Annotated in this window: 10 protein-coding genes and 1 pseudogene; 7 read left to right on the top strand and 4 right to left on the bottom strand. The window is 72.9% G+C overall.

Annotated features, from left to right (window positions below; translation table 11 throughout):
- Positions 1–61 precede the first annotated feature (61 nt).
- Complete coding sequence (locus WFJ17_RS00460) at positions 62–1603, top strand: carboxylesterase/lipase family protein (RefSeq protein WP_336647364.1); 1542 nt, start codon at positions 62–64, stop codon at positions 1601–1603.
- A gap of 187 nt (positions 1604–1790) precedes the next feature.
- On the opposite strand, the gene WFJ17_RS00455 is transcribed toward WFJ17_RS00460, so the two are convergent.
- Positions 1791–2405, bottom strand: coding sequence for a TetR/AcrR family transcriptional regulator (locus WFJ17_RS00455; RefSeq protein ID WP_336647363.1), 615 nt, complete (start codon positions 2403–2405; stop codon positions 1791–1793).
- A 125-nt stretch (positions 2406–2530) separates the two neighbouring features.
- Between WFJ17_RS00455 and WFJ17_RS00450 the strand changes: the two are divergent.
- Positions 2531–4794: pseudogene (locus tag WFJ17_RS00450) on the top strand (glycoside hydrolase family 3 C-terminal domain-containing protein).
- Between the two features lie 282 nt (positions 4795–5076).
- Here the strand turns inward: WFJ17_RS00450 and galE are convergent.
- The 3 genes from galE to galT form a co-directional block, all read right to left on the bottom strand.
- Positions 5077–6054 (bottom strand): UDP-glucose 4-epimerase GalE, encoded by a 978-nt coding sequence (gene galE / locus WFJ17_RS00445; RefSeq protein WP_336647362.1) that lies wholly within the window; start codon positions 6052–6054, stop codon positions 5077–5079.
- Positions 6055–6203: 149 nt separating this feature from the next.
- Positions 6204–7448: a galactokinase gene (gene galK, locus WFJ17_RS00440; RefSeq protein WP_336647361.1), complete on the bottom strand. Its 1245-nt coding sequence runs from the start codon at positions 7446–7448 to the stop codon at positions 6204–6206.
- A complete protein-coding gene (galT, locus tag WFJ17_RS00435; RefSeq protein ID WP_336647360.1) occupies positions 7445–8773 on the bottom strand; it encodes a galactose-1-phosphate uridylyltransferase in 1329 nt (442 codons plus the stop codon). The genes galK and galT overlap by 4 nt, the downstream gene beginning before the upstream one ends.
- A 180-nt stretch (positions 8774–8953) precedes the next feature.
- Here galT and WFJ17_RS00430 point away from each other — a divergent pair, with 180 nt between their 5' ends.
- The 5 genes from WFJ17_RS00430 to WFJ17_RS00410 all read left to right on the top strand — a co-directional run bounded on the left by WFJ17_RS00430 (position 8954) and on the right by WFJ17_RS00410 (position 14630).
- Entirely contained in the window at positions 8954–9910 is a 957-nt protein-coding gene (locus WFJ17_RS00430) for a LacI family DNA-binding transcriptional regulator (protein WP_336647779.1), read from the top strand.
- 591 nt (positions 9911–10501) lie between these two features.
- Positions 10502–11629: a Gfo/Idh/MocA family protein gene (locus WFJ17_RS00425; RefSeq protein WP_336647778.1), complete on the top strand. Its 1128-nt coding sequence runs from the start codon at positions 10502–10504 to the stop codon at positions 11627–11629.
- Positions 11630–11640: 11 nt separating this feature from the next.
- Positions 11641–12900 carry a dihydrodipicolinate synthase family protein gene (locus tag WFJ17_RS00420; protein ID WP_336647359.1) on the top strand — a complete coding sequence of 420 codons (1260 nt, stop codon included), beginning with the start codon at positions 11641–11643 and terminating at the stop codon, positions 12898–12900.
- On the top strand, positions 12897–13763 hold the full coding sequence (locus WFJ17_RS00415) for a sugar phosphate isomerase/epimerase family protein (protein WP_295033448.1): 867 nt from the start codon (positions 12897–12899) through the stop codon (positions 13761–13763). The genes WFJ17_RS00420 and WFJ17_RS00415 overlap by 4 nt, the downstream gene beginning before the upstream one ends.
- 114 nt (positions 13764–13877) lie before the next feature.
- Positions 13878–14630, top strand: a complete 753-nt coding sequence (locus WFJ17_RS00410; protein WP_336647358.1) for a sugar phosphate isomerase/epimerase family protein — start codon at positions 13878–13880, stop codon at positions 14628–14630.
- The last annotated feature ends 11 nt before the right edge of the window (positions 14631–14641 follow it).

Below are 14641 nucleotides of genomic sequence, written 5' to 3'. Positions count from 1 at the left end.
CGCGGCCGGATCGGATCCGGTCCGCCGCGGGGAGCCACCGTCCTGCATGAAAGGAACTCCCATGGAGAACACCCAAACCTCGCCCGCGACGGCGGACGCCGCACTCGCACAGCCCGAGGTGCGGATCGCGGAAGGCGTCGTCCGCGGACGCTGGCGCGACACCACCCCGCCCGGATCCGGCGCCCGCGGAAACCTGCGCTCCGCGGCGTTCCTCGGGATCCCCTTCGCGGAGGCGCCCGTCGGCGAGCTCCGCTTCGCGGCCCCGGTGCCCAAGACGCCGTGGGAGGGCGTCTTCGACGCCGCGGCGTTCGGCGCGACGGCGCAGCGCGGCGACCCCGGGGTGACGCTCATCCCCGAGCCGAGCGTGGAGGGCGATTCCACGCTCACCGTGAACGTCTACACGCCGACGATCCCGGCCGGCGGCGACGCCGACGGCGCGGGCATGCCCGTGCTCGTCTACATCCATGGCGGCGGCTACTTCGCCGGATCCCCGGCCAGCCCCTGGTATGACGGGCGCAACTTCAACCGTGACGGCGTCGTGACCGTGACCCTCTCGTACCGCCTCGGCTTCGACGGCTTCGGCTGGATCGAGGACGCCCCGTCGAACCGCGGCGTGCGCGACTGGCTGCTGGCCCTCGAGTGGGTGCAGCGCAACATCGGCGCATTCGGCGGCGACCCCGCCCGGGTCACGATCGCCGGGCAGTCCGCCGGCGGCGGCGCGGTGATGACCCTGCTCGGCATGGAGACGGCGCAGCATCTCTTCCACGGCGTCTACGCGATCTCCGGCGCGCTCGCGGACGTGTCGGCCGCGCGATCGGAGGAGTTCGGCCGCCGTCTGGCCGCCGAGCTCGGCGTCGCCCCGACCCGGGAGGGCCTCGGCGCGCTGAGCGAGGAGCGGATCCTCGAGGTGCAGAAGAAGCTCACCGCGTTCGACGGCGGCGACATGAGCGACGTCGTCGAGAACGGGCTGCCGCTCGGCCCGTCCGTCGACGGCGACCTCATCCTGCGCCCGACGCCCGAGTCGTTCCGCGCCGGAGTCGGATCCGACAAGCCCCTCGTGCTCGGCGCGACGGACGACGAGTTCACCATGGCGATGGCCGGCGCGGAGAAGAAGCTGCGCTGGGTGCCGACGGGCCTGCTGCTCGGCAAGCTCGGCGTGCCGAAGGAGGCGCGCAAGCGCTACCTCGCCGCGAACGCCGATGTGGTGGCGAAGGGCAAGGCGCCCCTCGCCGGACGCGTGCTGACCGACAGGATGTTCCGGGTCGCGATCCTGCGCATCGTCGCCGACCGCGGTGCCGCGCCCACCTGGGTGTACCGGTTCTCGTGGCCGTCCGGCACCTTCGGGTTCGCCGAGCACTGCCTCGACGTGCCGTTCTTCTTCGACTGCCTGGACGGCCCTGCGATGGTGCCGCTGGCCGGCCCGAATCCGCCGCAGGCGCTCGCCGACGAGCTGCACGGGGCCGCGGTCGCGTTCATCGCGAACGGGGATCCGGGGTGGACGCGCCACGACCGCGACGGGATCGCCCGCGTGTTCGACACGCCCTCCCACGAGCAGCGCGACGCCTACGCCTCGGTGCGGCCCCTGCTCACCCCCGGTCGTTGAGCGAGCACGGCCGAAGGCCGCGCGAGACGAAACGCGCTCACCGGCGAGATCACCGCGCAGCCGCGCCGCCGGCCGGGTGCCCCCTTCGGGGTCGTTGAGCGAGCACGCGAAGCGAGCGAGACGAAACGCGGTGCTCTCGCGAGGGTGCGACGTTTCGTCTCGCTCCTCGCTGGCGCTCGGCGCTCGCTCAACGGCCCCGGGGGGTCTCGGATCCGGTTGCCTGCATGAGGTCGAAGAGCGCGTCGATGAGGGTCGTCATGTCGAGCCCGGGCTCGACCAGCAGCTGCATCTGGGCCCCGTCGGACACCGCCTGCAGCAGCCGGGCCGCGAGCGCGGGGTCCAGTCCTGGGCGGATCCGCCCTGCGGCCTGGGCCTCGGCGATGGTCCCGGCCCAGCGGTCGCGCAACGCCGTGCTCCGCTCCTCGAAGAAGGCGCGGGACGGATGCTCGGGGTCCGCGGCATCGGCGGCGAGGCGGGTGAACAGCTCGACGAGCCCCGGCACGCGGGCGTTGTGCCGCACGATGTCGAGGTACCCCTCGCGGAGGTCGTCGAGGTCGGCGGCCTCCACCGCTTCCGCATGGCCGGCCAGGTCGACCTCATCGCGGGTGCGCAGGATCTCGACGAACAGCTCGTCCTTGCTGTCGAAGTAGTGCAGCAGGCCCGCCTGGCTCAGCCCGACGGCCTCGGCGAGCTCCTTCACCGAGGCGCCGTGGTAGCCCTCCCGGGCGATCACGGACAGGGCGGTGCGCAGGATCTCCTCCCGCTTCGCGATCCCTTTCGCGTACGAACCACGTCGTGCCATGGTCCCGAGACTATCGCCGGATCGGATCCGCACCCGCTTAAAACCGAGTAACGCTTGCTTTTTATCGCACAACCTGATCGACTGGCCCTGCCCGTCACCCGAGAGTCGTCCACGAAGGAGTCGACATGACCACGCCCCGAGACCACCTTTCCGAGCTGAGCAACGAGGAGAAGGCGTCGCTGACCAGCGGCAAGGACTTCTGGACGCTCAAGGCGATCGATCGGATCGGCGTGCCGTCGATCATGGTCACCGACGGCCCGCACGGCCTGCGCAAGCAGGCGGCCGAGAGCGACCACCTGGGCCTCGGCAACAGCGTTCCCGCCACCTGCTTCCCGCCCGCGTCCGGCCTCGGGTCCTCCTTCGATCCCGCTCTCGCCGAGCGCGTCGGCGTCGCCCTGGGCGTCGAGTCGGCCATCGAGGACGTCGCCGTCATCCTCGGCCCCGGCATCAACATCAAGCGCTCGCCGCTCTGCGGGCGCAACTTCGAGTACGTGTCGGAGGACCCGATCGTCTCGGGCGTGATCGGCGCCGGCCTCGTGAAGGGCATCCAGTCGCAGGGAGTCGGCAGCTCGCTCAAGCACTTCGCCGCCAACAACCAGGAGTTCGAGCGGATGACCGCGTCGAGCGACGTCGATCCCCGCCCGCTCCGCGAGATCTACCTGCGCGGCTTCGAGCGCGTCGTCAAGGACGCGCAGCCGTGGACCGTGATGTGCTCGTACAACAAGATCAACGGCGTCTACGCGTCCCAGGATCCCTGGCTGCTCACCCAGGTGCTGCGGACGAGTGGGGCTTCGACGGGCTCGTCGTCTCCGACTGGGGTGCGGTGAACGACCGCGTCGCCGCGCTCGTCGCCGGGCTCGACCTGGAGATGCCCGGTGGCGACGGCGCACCCGATCGTGCGGTGGCGCTCGCCGCGGACTCCGACCCGGCCGTGGCCTCGGCGCTCGATGCGTCCGCCGGACGCGTGCTCGACCTCGTCGGCCTCGCCCAGGCCCGCCCCGCCGTCGCCGGTCCGCTCGACGTGGAGGCGCACCACGCGCTCGCCCGTGAGGTCGCCGGGCGCTCGATCGTGCTGCTGCGCAACGAGCCCGTCGAAGGGGCGCCCCTGCTTCCGCTCGCGCCGTCGGCCACGGTGGCGCTCATCGGCGAGTTCGCCCGCACCCCGCGCTACCAGGGCGGCGGATCCTCCCACATCAACCCCACCCGGGTGGACTCCGCGCTCGACGCGCTGACCGCGGAGCTGGGCGACCACGTCGCCTTCGCGCCGGGCTTCGCCTTCGACCCGGCAGCGCCGGGGCAGGACGCCCTCCGCGACGAGGCGGTCGCGCTCGCCGCGTCCCGCGACGTGGCCGTGGTCTTCCTCGGTCTCACCGACGCTGAGGAGTCCGAGGGCTTCGACCGCGAGCACATCGACCTGGCCGCGCACCAGCTCGCGCTGATCGACGCCGTCGTGGCCGCGAACCCGCGGACCGTCGTGGTGCTCTCGAACGGCGCGGTCGTCGCACTGCCGTTCGCCGACCGCGTGCCGGCGATCCTGGAGGCGTGGCTCCTCGGCCAGGCCGGCGGATCCGCCACCGTCGACGTGCTGCTCGGCGCGGTGAACCCCTCCGGCCGCCTCGCCGAGACGATCCCGCACCGCATCGAGGACACCCCGGCGTTCGGCAACTTCCCCGGCTCGAACGGGCATGTCCGCTACGGCGAGGGGATCTTCGTCGGCTACCGCTGGTACGACGCCCGCGACATCGCGGTGACCTTCCCGTTCGGCCACGGCCTGTCGTACTCCGCGTTCTCCTACGGCGCGGTCTCCGCGGTCGTCGCGGCGTCCGGCGACATCGAGGTGACCGTCCCCGTGACGAACACCGGATCCCGCGACGGCCGTGAGGTCGTGCAGGTCTACGTCGCCCCTGTGGCGTCGGCGGTCGAGCGCGCTCCCCGCGAGCTCAAGGCGTTCGCCTCGGTCGAGATCGCCGCGGGCGCCACGGCGGACGTCGTGCTGACCGTGCGCCGCGAGGACCTCGCGTACTGGGACATCCGCGTCGACCGCTTCGTCGTCGAGGGCGGCGCCTACCGCGTCGAGGTCGGGGCGTCGAGCCGAGACCTGCGCGGATCCGCCCTCGTCGAGGTCGCCGGCGACACGGTCGTCGTGCCGCTCACGCCCGAGTCCACGCTCGCCGCCGTGTTCGCCCACCCGGTCGCCGGGCCGATGATCGCGAGCACCTTCGCGGCGATCCAGGCGCAGCTCGGAGAGGGCGACGGCGTCCTGTCGGGCGAGGCCATGGAGAAGATGATGGGCTCGTTCCCGATCGGCCGGCTCCCCTCCTTCGGCTGGGGGCTGGACCGTGCGGGCGTCGACCAGCTGATCGCCGCGGCCAACGCACCCCAGGGCTGACTCCCGGCGCGTGAACCCCGTTCGGGGTCGTTGAGCCGAGACATTCGGGGTCGTTGAGCCGAGACATTCGGGGTCGTTGAGCGAGGACGCCGCAGGCGACCGAGACGAAACGCGGCGCTCTCGTGAGCGGGCGGCATCTCGTCTCGCGCGGCCTTCGGCCGGGCTCGCTCGACGACCCCGGGATCGTCGAGTGCACCGGATCCTGTCGAGTGCACGGCATCCCGGCGCCGACCAGCCGTGCGCTCGGCAGCGAGCCGTGTGCTCGGCGGGAGGAGCCGAGGCTCAGCCCGCGGTGCGCCGGGCCTCCCAGCCGGAGCGCACCATCTCGTCGACCGTGTGCCGCATCCGCCAGTCCAGGTCTCGCGCGGCGCGCTGCCCGGTCGCGACGATCCGGTCGGGGTCGCCCGGGCGGCGCGGCCCGATCTCGGGCGTGAAGGCGATGCCGGTCACCCGCGCCATCGCATCCATGATCTGGCGCACCGAGAGGCCGTCGCCGGATCCGAGGTTGTAGGCGGCCTCGATCGGCTCGCCCGCGATCATCCGCTGGGCCGCGGCGACGTGGGCCAGGGCGATGTCGCCGACGTGCACGTAGTCGCGCACGTTCGTGCCGTCCGCCGTGGCGTAGTCGTCGCCGTTGATGCGCGGGGTCTCGCCCGCGAGGAGCTTCTCGAAGACGATCGGGAAGAGGTTGTGCGGGCTCACGTCGTAGACCGACGGATCCGCGGATCCGACGACGTTGAAGTAGCGCAGCGAGGTGTGCGCGAGCGGCTTCCCGGATCCGGCCGTCGCGATCGCCTGATCGCGCAGCAGCCACTCGCCGATGAGCTTCGACTCCCCGTACGGGCTCGCCGGGCGCTTCTCGGTCTCCTCGATGACGAGCGGCACATCGGGCGTGCCGAACACCGCGGCGGACGAGGAGAACACGATCTTGTCGACCCCGGCCGCGGCCATGGCCTCGAGGACCACCCGGGTGCCCTCGACGTTCTGCGCATAGGTGTGCAGCGGCCGCTGCACCGAGACGCCGGCGTACTTGAAGCCCGCGACGTGGATCACGCCCTGCACCTCGTGCTCGCGCAGTGTTCGCTCGACCAGCTCGCGGTCGAGGATGCTGCCCTGCACCAAGGCGACGCCCTCGGGCACGAACGAGGCCATGCCGCTGGACAGGTCGTCCAGGACGACCGGCACGAGGCCGGCCTGCGCCAGCGCGCGCACGACGTGCGATCCGATGTAGCCGGCGCCGCCGGTGACAAGCCAGGACATGGGTCTCCTTCTGGGGCGTGGACGTGCGGCTCTCATTGTGCCGAGGGGCTTGCTGGGGGATCGCCGAGACGGAGCCCGTCGAGAGCGCCGTGCTCGTCTCGTGCCGCGGCGGAGCGCGATTCCACGACGCCCCGAGAACCGGCGTCGGGTCAGGCGTCGCGGCGGGGGCCGGCGGAGGGGACGACCGTGAACAGGTGCGGCTCGGCGAAGCCGCGCGCCGAGAAGGCGGCGCGCACGGCCTCGGACACCGCTGCGACGAGGGTGCGGTCGACGAGCGCGATCGCCGCGCCGCCGAAGCCGCCGCCGGTCATCCGCGCGCCGATCGCGCCGTGCGCGAGAGCCGTGTCGACCGCGGTGTCGAGCTCGGGGATGGAGACCTCGAAGTCGTCGCGCAGCGAGGCGTGCGAGGCGACGAGCAGGTCGCCGATCACGTCCTCCGGGAGCCCCCGGGAGCGCTCGTCGGCGGTGAGGGCCGCGACCATGTCGAGCACGCGCTGATCCTCGGTGACCACGTGGCGGACCCGCCGGAAGTCCACGGGATCCAGCAGCTCTGCGGCACGGGGCAGATCCGCGGGCGTCACGTCGCGCAGCGCGGCGACCCCCAGTGCCGCGGCCCCCCGCTCGCAGGACGCCCGGCGCTCCCCGTAGCCGCCGGTGGAGTGCGCGTGCTTCACGCCGGTGTCGATCACGAGCACCTCGAGCCCGGCCTCGGCGAACCCGAGGGGGATCGAGCGCGTCTCGAGCGAGCGGCAGTCGAGGAACACGGCCGCATCGGCCTGCCCGAGCATCGACGCCATCTGGTCCATGATCCCGGTCGGGGCGCCCACGGCCTCGTTCTCCGCGCGGCGTCCCGCCCGGGCGAGCGTCACGGCGTCGAGGTCGAGGCCCCACAGTGCGTTCAGCGCGGATCCGGCGGCCCCCTCGATCGCGGCAGAGGACGAGAGCCCCGCGCCCACCGGGACCTCCGAGGCGATCGCGAGGTCCATGCCGGGCAGCGTCCCGGCGACCCAGGCGGGGACGAGCGCGCGCAGCGCCCAGGCGACGCCCAGGGGATAGGCGGCCCACTCCGGCACCGCGTCGCGGCCGCGCGCCGCGCGGGAGCCTGCGGGGAACAGCGTCTCCAGATCGGCGAGGGCGACCTCGACGGGATCCGGGGCGAAGGTCGACGCGACGCGGATCCGCCCGTCGGTGCGCAGCCGTGCGGCGGCCGCGGTGCGGTGCTGGATCGCGAAGGGCAGCACGAAGCCGTCGTTGTAGTCGGTGTGCTCGCCGATGAGGTTCGCGCGTCCGGGAGCCGACCACACGCCCGCCGGCGCGGATCCGGTGAGCGTGCGGAACAGGTCCTCGGCGCCCGCGACGGCGGAGGACGGGGAGTCGGTGCGGGTGGCGGTCATCGGGTCTCCTCGGCGGGGACGGGCACGGAGGCGATCGCGTCGCGCAGGCGCGCGGCCGCCTCCTCGGGCAGGATCTCGGCGGTCCACGCGGACATGGCGGATTCGGATCCGGCCAGGAACTTCAGCTTGTCGGCGGCGCGACGGGGGCTCGTCAGCTCGAGTCGCATCCGGATCGTGTCGCGGCCCACGTGGACCGGGGCCTGGTGCCAGGCCGCGATGTAGGGCGTCGGGGTCTCGTACAGGGCATCGACACCGCGCAGCAGGCGCAGGTAGAGCGGGGCGAGCTCGTCGCGCTCCGCGTCGCTCAGCGCCGCGAAATCGGGCGCCTGCCGGTGCGGGAGCAGCTGCACCTCCAGCGGCCAGCGCGCGGCGAACGGCACGAACGCCGTCCAATGCTCGCCCTGCAGCACGACCCGCTCCGAGGCCTGCTCCGTCTCGAGGATCCGCGCGAACAGGTCGCCGCCGGTGCGGGCGATGCTCTCGCGCAGCCGCTGCGTGCGCGGGGTGACGTAGGGGTAGGCGTAGATCTGCCCGTGCGGATGCGGCAGGGTCACGCCGATGGCCTCGCCGCGGTTCTCGAATGGGAACACCTGCTCGATGCCGGGCAGGGCGGACAGCACGGCCGTGCGGTCGGCCCAGGCCTCGATCACCGTGCGGGCACGGGTGACCGACTGGGTGCCGAAGGATCCGGCGTGCTCGGGGCTGAAGCAGACGACCTCGCACCGGCCGACGCTGGTGCGGGTGCGCTCCAGCCCGACCTCCTCGAGGTCGGCGAGGCCGTGCGGCGGGTCGATCGCGGCGGGTGCGGTGCCGGCGGCGGCGGCGAGGGCGGGCCCGAACGACGGGGAGCGGTTCTCGAACACGGCGACGTCGTAGCGCGACGGAACCTCGGACGGGTTCGTCGCCGACTGCGGAGCGAGCGGATCCGCGTCCGCGCTCGGCATCATCACGCGGTTCTGGCGGCGGGTGGCGAACGTGATCCAGTCGCCCGTGAGCACGTCCTGCCGCATCGCCGCGGTGTCCGGACGCGGGTCGAGGATGCGCGCGTCGACCCGGCGCTCCGCTCCGAGGGCGGTGCCGGGATCGTCGTAGTACACGAGGTCGCGGCCGTCGGCGAGCACCGTGGTGCGCCGGACCACGCCCGCCCCGAGCGGCGTGACCGAGAGCACGGCGTCCGGGCTTCCGGGGGCCGGGTTCGGTGCGCCGTTCGAGGGAACGGTCGCGGCGGGCTCCGCGGGGGTGCCGTTGGCGGCGGGTTCCGCGGGGGTTCCGTTCGCGGTGGGTTCCGCGGGGGTGCCGAACTCAGGATCCGATTCCATGTTCACGTAAACACGATAGGGCACGCGGCGTGATAGCGTCAACAATCCTGAGTTCGGTGCGCGGGAGCGCTCCGGGGGAGAGGCGGACCGATGCCGAAGCACGACGACGAGCTCGAAGAGCTGCGCCTGATCGCCGACGGAACCCCCGGCCGCCGTCGAGGGCCGAAGCCCAGCGGCCGCGTGTCGATGGCGATGGTCGCCGCGCGCGCCGGCGTCTCCGGCCAGACGGTCTCGCGCGTCGTCAATGACAGCCCCCGGGTGGATCCGGCCACGCGGGAACGGGTCGAGGCCGCGATGGCCGAGCTCGGCTACCGTCCGCATCGCGCCGCTCGGGCACTGCGCACCGGCCGGTCGATGACGATCGGCGTCGTGGCGCAGACCCTCGCCACGGTCGGCAACTCGCGCATGCTGCAGGCGGTGGCCGAGGCGGCGGAGGTCCGCGGCTATGCTCTGGCCCTCGTCACCCTGGGCGCGGACGGCCGGATCGTCGACGCGTTCGACCGGCTGCACGATCAGGACGTCGACGGCGCGATCGTGCTGAACGAGGCATCCGCGCTGACCCGCGACGCGGATCCCGCCGGCCTGGCGCTCGTCGTCGTCGACGCCCCTGCCGATCCGCGGTTCACGGTGATCGGCACCGATCATGCGGCGGGTGCGCGCGCGGCGACGGCGCACCTCCTCGATCGCGGCGCGACGACGGTGCACCACGTGGCCGGGCCTGCGGACTCCTTCGCGGCGGCGGAGCGCGAGCGCGGCTGGCGCGAGGCCCTCGAGGCCCGCGGTCGCACCGCGCCGGATCCCCTGCGCGGCGACTGGTCCGCGGCGGACGGGCACCGGATCGGCGAAGCGCTCGTCGCCGACCCCGCGGTCGCCGCCGTGTTCGCGGCCAACGACCAGATGGCGCTGGGCCTGCTGCGCGCGTTCGCCGACGCCGGCCGGCGCGTGCCCGAGGACGTCGCCGTGGTCGGGTTCGACGACATCGCGGATGCTGCCGAGTTCCGGCCGCCGCTGACCACCGTGCGGCAGGACTTCGCCGCTCTGGGGGAGCGGGCCGTCCGGATCCTCGTCGATCGGGTCGAGGGGCGTGACGTCGCGGATCCGCCGCTGCTGATGCCGTCGCTCATCGTCCGCGCGAGCGCCTAGAGTCGCCCCCGCCGTCGCGCCGTCGCGCCAGGGGGCCCCGTCGCGCGCGCCGCCCTGCCTTCGAGCGGGCGGCGCGTGTTTCGAGCGGGCGGCGCGGTTGCTCCCGTCGCTGAAAATGTCGTTCCGGCCCCCGAATTACGACATCTTCTGCGACCTGAGCGGATCTTTTGCGACCTGAGCGGATCTTTTGCGACCCGAGCGGACTGGCCGGAACGGAGTGGCCCCTGCGACGGGGAGCAGAGTGGCCGGAGCGGACTTGCCGGAACGGAGTGCCCCCTGCGGCGGGAGCGGAGCGGCCCCTGCGACGGGAGCGGACTGGCCGGAACGGAGCGGCCCCTGCGGCGGGAGCGGACTGGCCGGAGCGGAGTGGCCCCTGCGACGGGAGGGGAGTTGCCGGAGCGGAGTGCCCCTGTGGCGGTAGTGGACCCGGGGCCGCGGGACCCCGTCGGTTGCGGAAAGCGCGTTCCCATGTCAGGATGAGAGGACTGGAAAGCGCTTACCCGTATCGGATCCGACGAAGGACGACCGGCGGGCATCGGAACGGAAGGAAGCATCGTGGCGGAGAGCAGCACCCGCGAGATCGGCATCATCATGAACGGCGTCTCCGGGCGCATGGGCTATCGCCAGCACCTGGTGCGCTCGATCCTCGCGATCCGCGACCAGGGCGGCATCGAGCTGCCCGACGGCACCCGCGTCACGGTCAAGCCGATCCTCGTGGGCCGCAGCGCGCAGAAGCTCGCCGAGCTCGCCGCCAAGCACGGGATCGAGGACTGGACGACCGATCTCGACGCCGCGCTCGCGGATCCGCAGTGGGAGATCTACGCCGACTTCCTCGTGACCAAGGCCCGCGCGGCCGCGATCCGCAAGGCCATCGCCGCGGGCAAGGCGATCTACACCGAGAAGCCCACGGCCGAGTCGGTCGAGGAGGCCCTGGAGCTCGCGCGTCTGGCGCAGGCGGCGGGCGTGAAGACCGGCGTCGTGCACGACAAGCTCTACCTGCCGGGCCTGCAGAAGCTCAAGCGCCTCATCGACTCCGGCTTCTTCGGGCGGATCCTCTCGGTGCGCGGCGAGTTCGGCTACTGGGTGTTCGAGGGCGACTGGCAGCCGGCGCAGCGCCCGAGCTGGAACTACCGCAGCGAGGACGGCGGGGGCATCATCAGCGACATGTTCCCGCACTGGAACTACGTGCTGGAGAACCTGTTCGGCGAGGTCACGAGCGTCTATGCGCAGGCCGCCGTGCACATCGCCGACCGCTGGGACGAGAAGGGCGAGCACTACACCGCCACCGCCGAGGACGCCGCGTACGGCATCTTCGAGCTCGAGGGCGGCATCGTCGCCGAGATCAATTCCAGCTGGACCGTGCGCGTGAACCGTGACGAGCTCGTCGAGTTCCAGGTCGACGGCACGCACGGATCCGCGGTCGTGGGCCTGTTCGGGGCCAAGATCCAGCACCGCAACGCCACTCCGAAGCCGGTGTGGAACCCCGACCTCGCCGACGAGCACGACTACGACGCGGACTGGGCCGAGGTGCCCGTGAACGACGTCTTCCTCAACGGCTTCCGCCAGCAGTGGGAGGAGTACCTCGCCTCCTACGTGCTCGGCACCGACTACGCCTTCGACCTGCTCGCCGGAGCCCGCGGAGTGCAGCTCGCCGAGGCGGGCCTGCAGTCCTCCGCCGAGGGGCGCAAGATCGCGCTGCCCGCGCTGAGCCTGGACTGAGGGCGGATCCGATGACGACGATCCGCCTCCTCTCGGCCGACGGGGCGACCTCCGAGGACGAGCTCAACGACTCCGGCGCCTACGCGCGTCCGACCGCGCCGCTGCGCAGCCGCGTCGCCTACGCCGCCGCCCACGTGGTGCCGAAGACGCACGCCGACAACACCCCCGGGCAGCCGGCCGACATCGACTGGGATGCCACGCTCGCGTTCCGCCGCAACGTGTACTCCTGGAGGCTCGGCGTCGCCGACGCGATGGACACGGCGCAGCGCAACATGGGCCTGGACGCCGCGGCCACGCGTGAGCTGATCGCCCGCAGCGCCCAGGTGGCGCGCGAGGAAGGCGGATCCGTCGTCGTCGGGGTGAACACCGACCACGTCGACGAGGAGCGCATCCCGCTGCCGCAGGTGATCGACGCCTATGTCGAGCAGCTGCACTTCACCGAGGAGCAGGGCGCGGGGCCGGTGCTCATGGCCTCGCGTCATCTCGCCCGCGTCGCGGAGTCGCGCACCGACTACCTGCGCGTGTACGCGGCGGTGCTGCAGCGGGCGACCACCCCGGTCGTGCTGCACTGGCTCGGCACCGCGTTCGACCCGCAGCTGGAGGGATACTTCGGATCCCCTGACTGGCGCGAGGCGTCCGAGACGCTGCTGCGGATCATCGCCGAGAACCCGGGAAAGGTCGCAGGCGTGAAGATGAGCCTGCTGAACGCGGAGTCCGAGATCGCGGTGCGCGAGCGGCTCCCCGAGGGCGTGCGCATGTTCACCGGCGACGACTTCAACTACGTCGGCCTGATCGGCGGCGACACCACGGGGTCGTTGAGCGAGGACGGCGAAGCCGACCGAGACGAAACGCGGTCGGCTGAAGGGCGCCGCGTTTCGTCTCGCTTCGCTCGCTCAACGACCGGAGGGGGACACTCCGACGCGCTGCTCGGCGCGTTCGCGGCGATCACGCCGGTCGCGTCGGCGGCGATCCAGGCGCTCGACGCGGGGGATCCGTCCCGGTACCGGGAGATCCTCGGGCCGACCGAGGAGCTCAGCCGTCAGGTCTTCGCCGCGCCGACGTTCTACTACAAGACCGGCGTCGCCTTCCTCGCCTGGCTGAACGGGCATCAGCCCGCGTTCCAGATGGTGGGCGGCCTGCACTCCGCGCGCAGCCTGCCGCACCTCAGCCGCATCGTCGAGCTCGCGAACGCCTCGCTGGCCCTGGAGGATCCGGAGCTCGCCCGCGAGCGCTGGCACGGCATGCTCGCGCTGAACGGGGTGGACGCGTGACCGCCGTCGACCCGCGCCTGTCGATCAACCAGGCCACGATCAAGTACGCCGACCTCGCGACCGCGCTCCGGGTGACCGCCGAGGCGGGCGTGCAGGGCATCGGCCTCTGGCGCGAGCCCGTGCACGAGGTCGGTCTCGACGAGGCGGCGCGGATGCTCGCCGGATCCGGGCTGCGCTTCACGACGCACTGCCGGGGCGGGTTCTTCACCCTGCCGGAGGGGCCCGAGCGCGTCGCCGCGCTCGACGACAACCGCCGCGCGATCGAGGAGACCGCGACCCTGGCCGCCGCCGGAGCCGAGGGATCCACCGCGGTGCTCGTGCTCGTCGCGGGTGGCCTGCCCGAGGGATCGCGCGACCTCGTCGGAGCAAGGGAGCGCGTGCGCGACGCGATCGGCGTGCTGTCCGCCGACGCGGCCGCCGCGGGCGTGACGCTCGCGATCGAGCCGCTGCACCCGATGTTCGGATCCGACCGGTGCGTCGTGTCCACCCTCGGCCAGGCGCTCGACATCGCGGCGGACTTCGACCCGGCGGTCGTCGGCGCCGCGGTCGACACGTTCCACATCTGGTGGGATCCGCAGGTGCTCGACCAGATCGCGCGCGCCGGCCGCGAGGGCCGGATCGCGACGTATCAGGTGTGCGACTGGAAGACGCCGCTGCCCGCCGACGTGCTGCTCAGCCGCCACTACCCCGGAGACGGCGTCATCGACTTCGGATCCCTGACCCGGGCCGTCATGGCGACCGGCTACGACCGCGACATCGAGGTCGAGATCTTCAACGCCGACATCTGGGCGCAGGATCCGGCGGCGGTGGTGCAGCGCACCGCCGCGTCGTTCGGCGAGGCGGTCTCGCCGCACCTGCCCTGAGTTCTGATGCCCGCGAGACCGAACCTGCCCCGCGAGACCGCGCGATTCCGCCGCCGTCTCGCGACGGAGGTTCGGTCTCGCGGGTGATCGCGCACGACGTGAAAGGCTGACCACATGAGCATCCGACCGGGGCTGTGCTCCGTGACCTTCCGGCAACTGGATCCGGCGGCGATCGCCGCGCTCGCTGCCGATGCGGGGCTGCAGGCGATCGAGTGGGGCGGCGACGTGCACGTCCCTCCCGGCGACGAGGCGCGGGCGGCGGAGGTCGCCCGGCTCACGGCCGACGCCGGTCTCGCCGTCGCCTCGTACGGGTCGTACTTCCGGGCGGAGGCGGGTGAGGACGTCGCCCCGGTGCTCGACGCGGCGGAGGCGCTCGGCGCCGACCGGATCCGGGTCTGGGCCGGGCGGATCGGATCCGCGGACGCCACCGGCCGGGAGCGCGCGGCGACCATCGACGCCCTGGCGGTGGCGGCGGAGCAGGCCGGCGCGCGCGGCATCTCGCTCGCCCTGGAGTTCCACGGCCGCACGCTCGCCGACGACGCGGAGCAGACGCTGCGCGTGCTGGACGAGGTCGGCAGCCCGCACCTGTCGACGTACTGGCAGCCCACCGTCGCCGCGACCGATGACGTCGCGGTCGCGGAGTACCGGCGGATCGCCGACCGGGTTTCGGCCGTGCACGTGTTCTCGTGGTGGCCGTCGACCGAGCGCCTCGCCCTGGGCGCGCGCGACGGGCTGTGGCGGGCGTTCGCCGGGGCCGCCGAGAGCGCGCCGCTGCCGCCGCGCGATGCGCTGCTCGAGTTCGTGCCGGGAGACGATCCGTCATCCCTCGCCGCCGAGGCGGCGACGCTCCGCGGCTACCTCGGCTGAGGATCCGGCGG

Source organism: Microbacterium sp. MMO-10 (assembly GCF_037148715.1).
Classification (GTDB): Bacteria; Actinomycetota; Actinomycetes; order Actinomycetales; family Microbacteriaceae; genus Microbacterium.
The sequence above is the reverse complement of the archived record's forward strand: the minus strand, read 5'-3'. Positions and strand labels throughout refer to the sequence as shown.

Coding starts and splice junctions, on each gene's coding strand:
- WFJ17_RS00460 (WP_336647364.1), top strand. CDS start 62: ATGGAGAACACCCAAACCTCGCCCGCGACGGCGGACGCCGCACTCGCA.
- WFJ17_RS00455 (WP_336647363.1), bottom strand. CDS start 2,405: ATGGCACGACGTGGTTCGTACGCGAAAGGGATCGCGAAGCGGGAGGAG.
- galE (WP_336647362.1), bottom strand. CDS start 6,054: ATGTCCTGGCTTGTCACCGGCGGCGCCGGCTACATCGGATCGCACGTC.
- galK (WP_336647361.1), bottom strand. CDS start 7,448: ATGACCGCCACCCGCACCGACTCCCCGTCCTCCGCCGTCGCGGGCGCC.
- WFJ17_RS00430 (WP_336647779.1), top strand. CDS start 8,954: ATGGCGATGGTCGCCGCGCGCGCCGGCGTCTCCGGCCAGACGGTCTCG.
- WFJ17_RS00425 (WP_336647778.1), top strand. CDS start 10,502: ATGAACGGCGTCTCCGGGCGCATGGGCTATCGCCAGCACCTGGTGCGC.
- WFJ17_RS00420 (WP_336647359.1), top strand. CDS start 11,641: ATGACGACGATCCGCCTCCTCTCGGCCGACGGGGCGACCTCCGAGGAC.
- WFJ17_RS00410 (WP_336647358.1), top strand. CDS start 13,878: ATGAGCATCCGACCGGGGCTGTGCTCCGTGACCTTCCGGCAACTGGAT.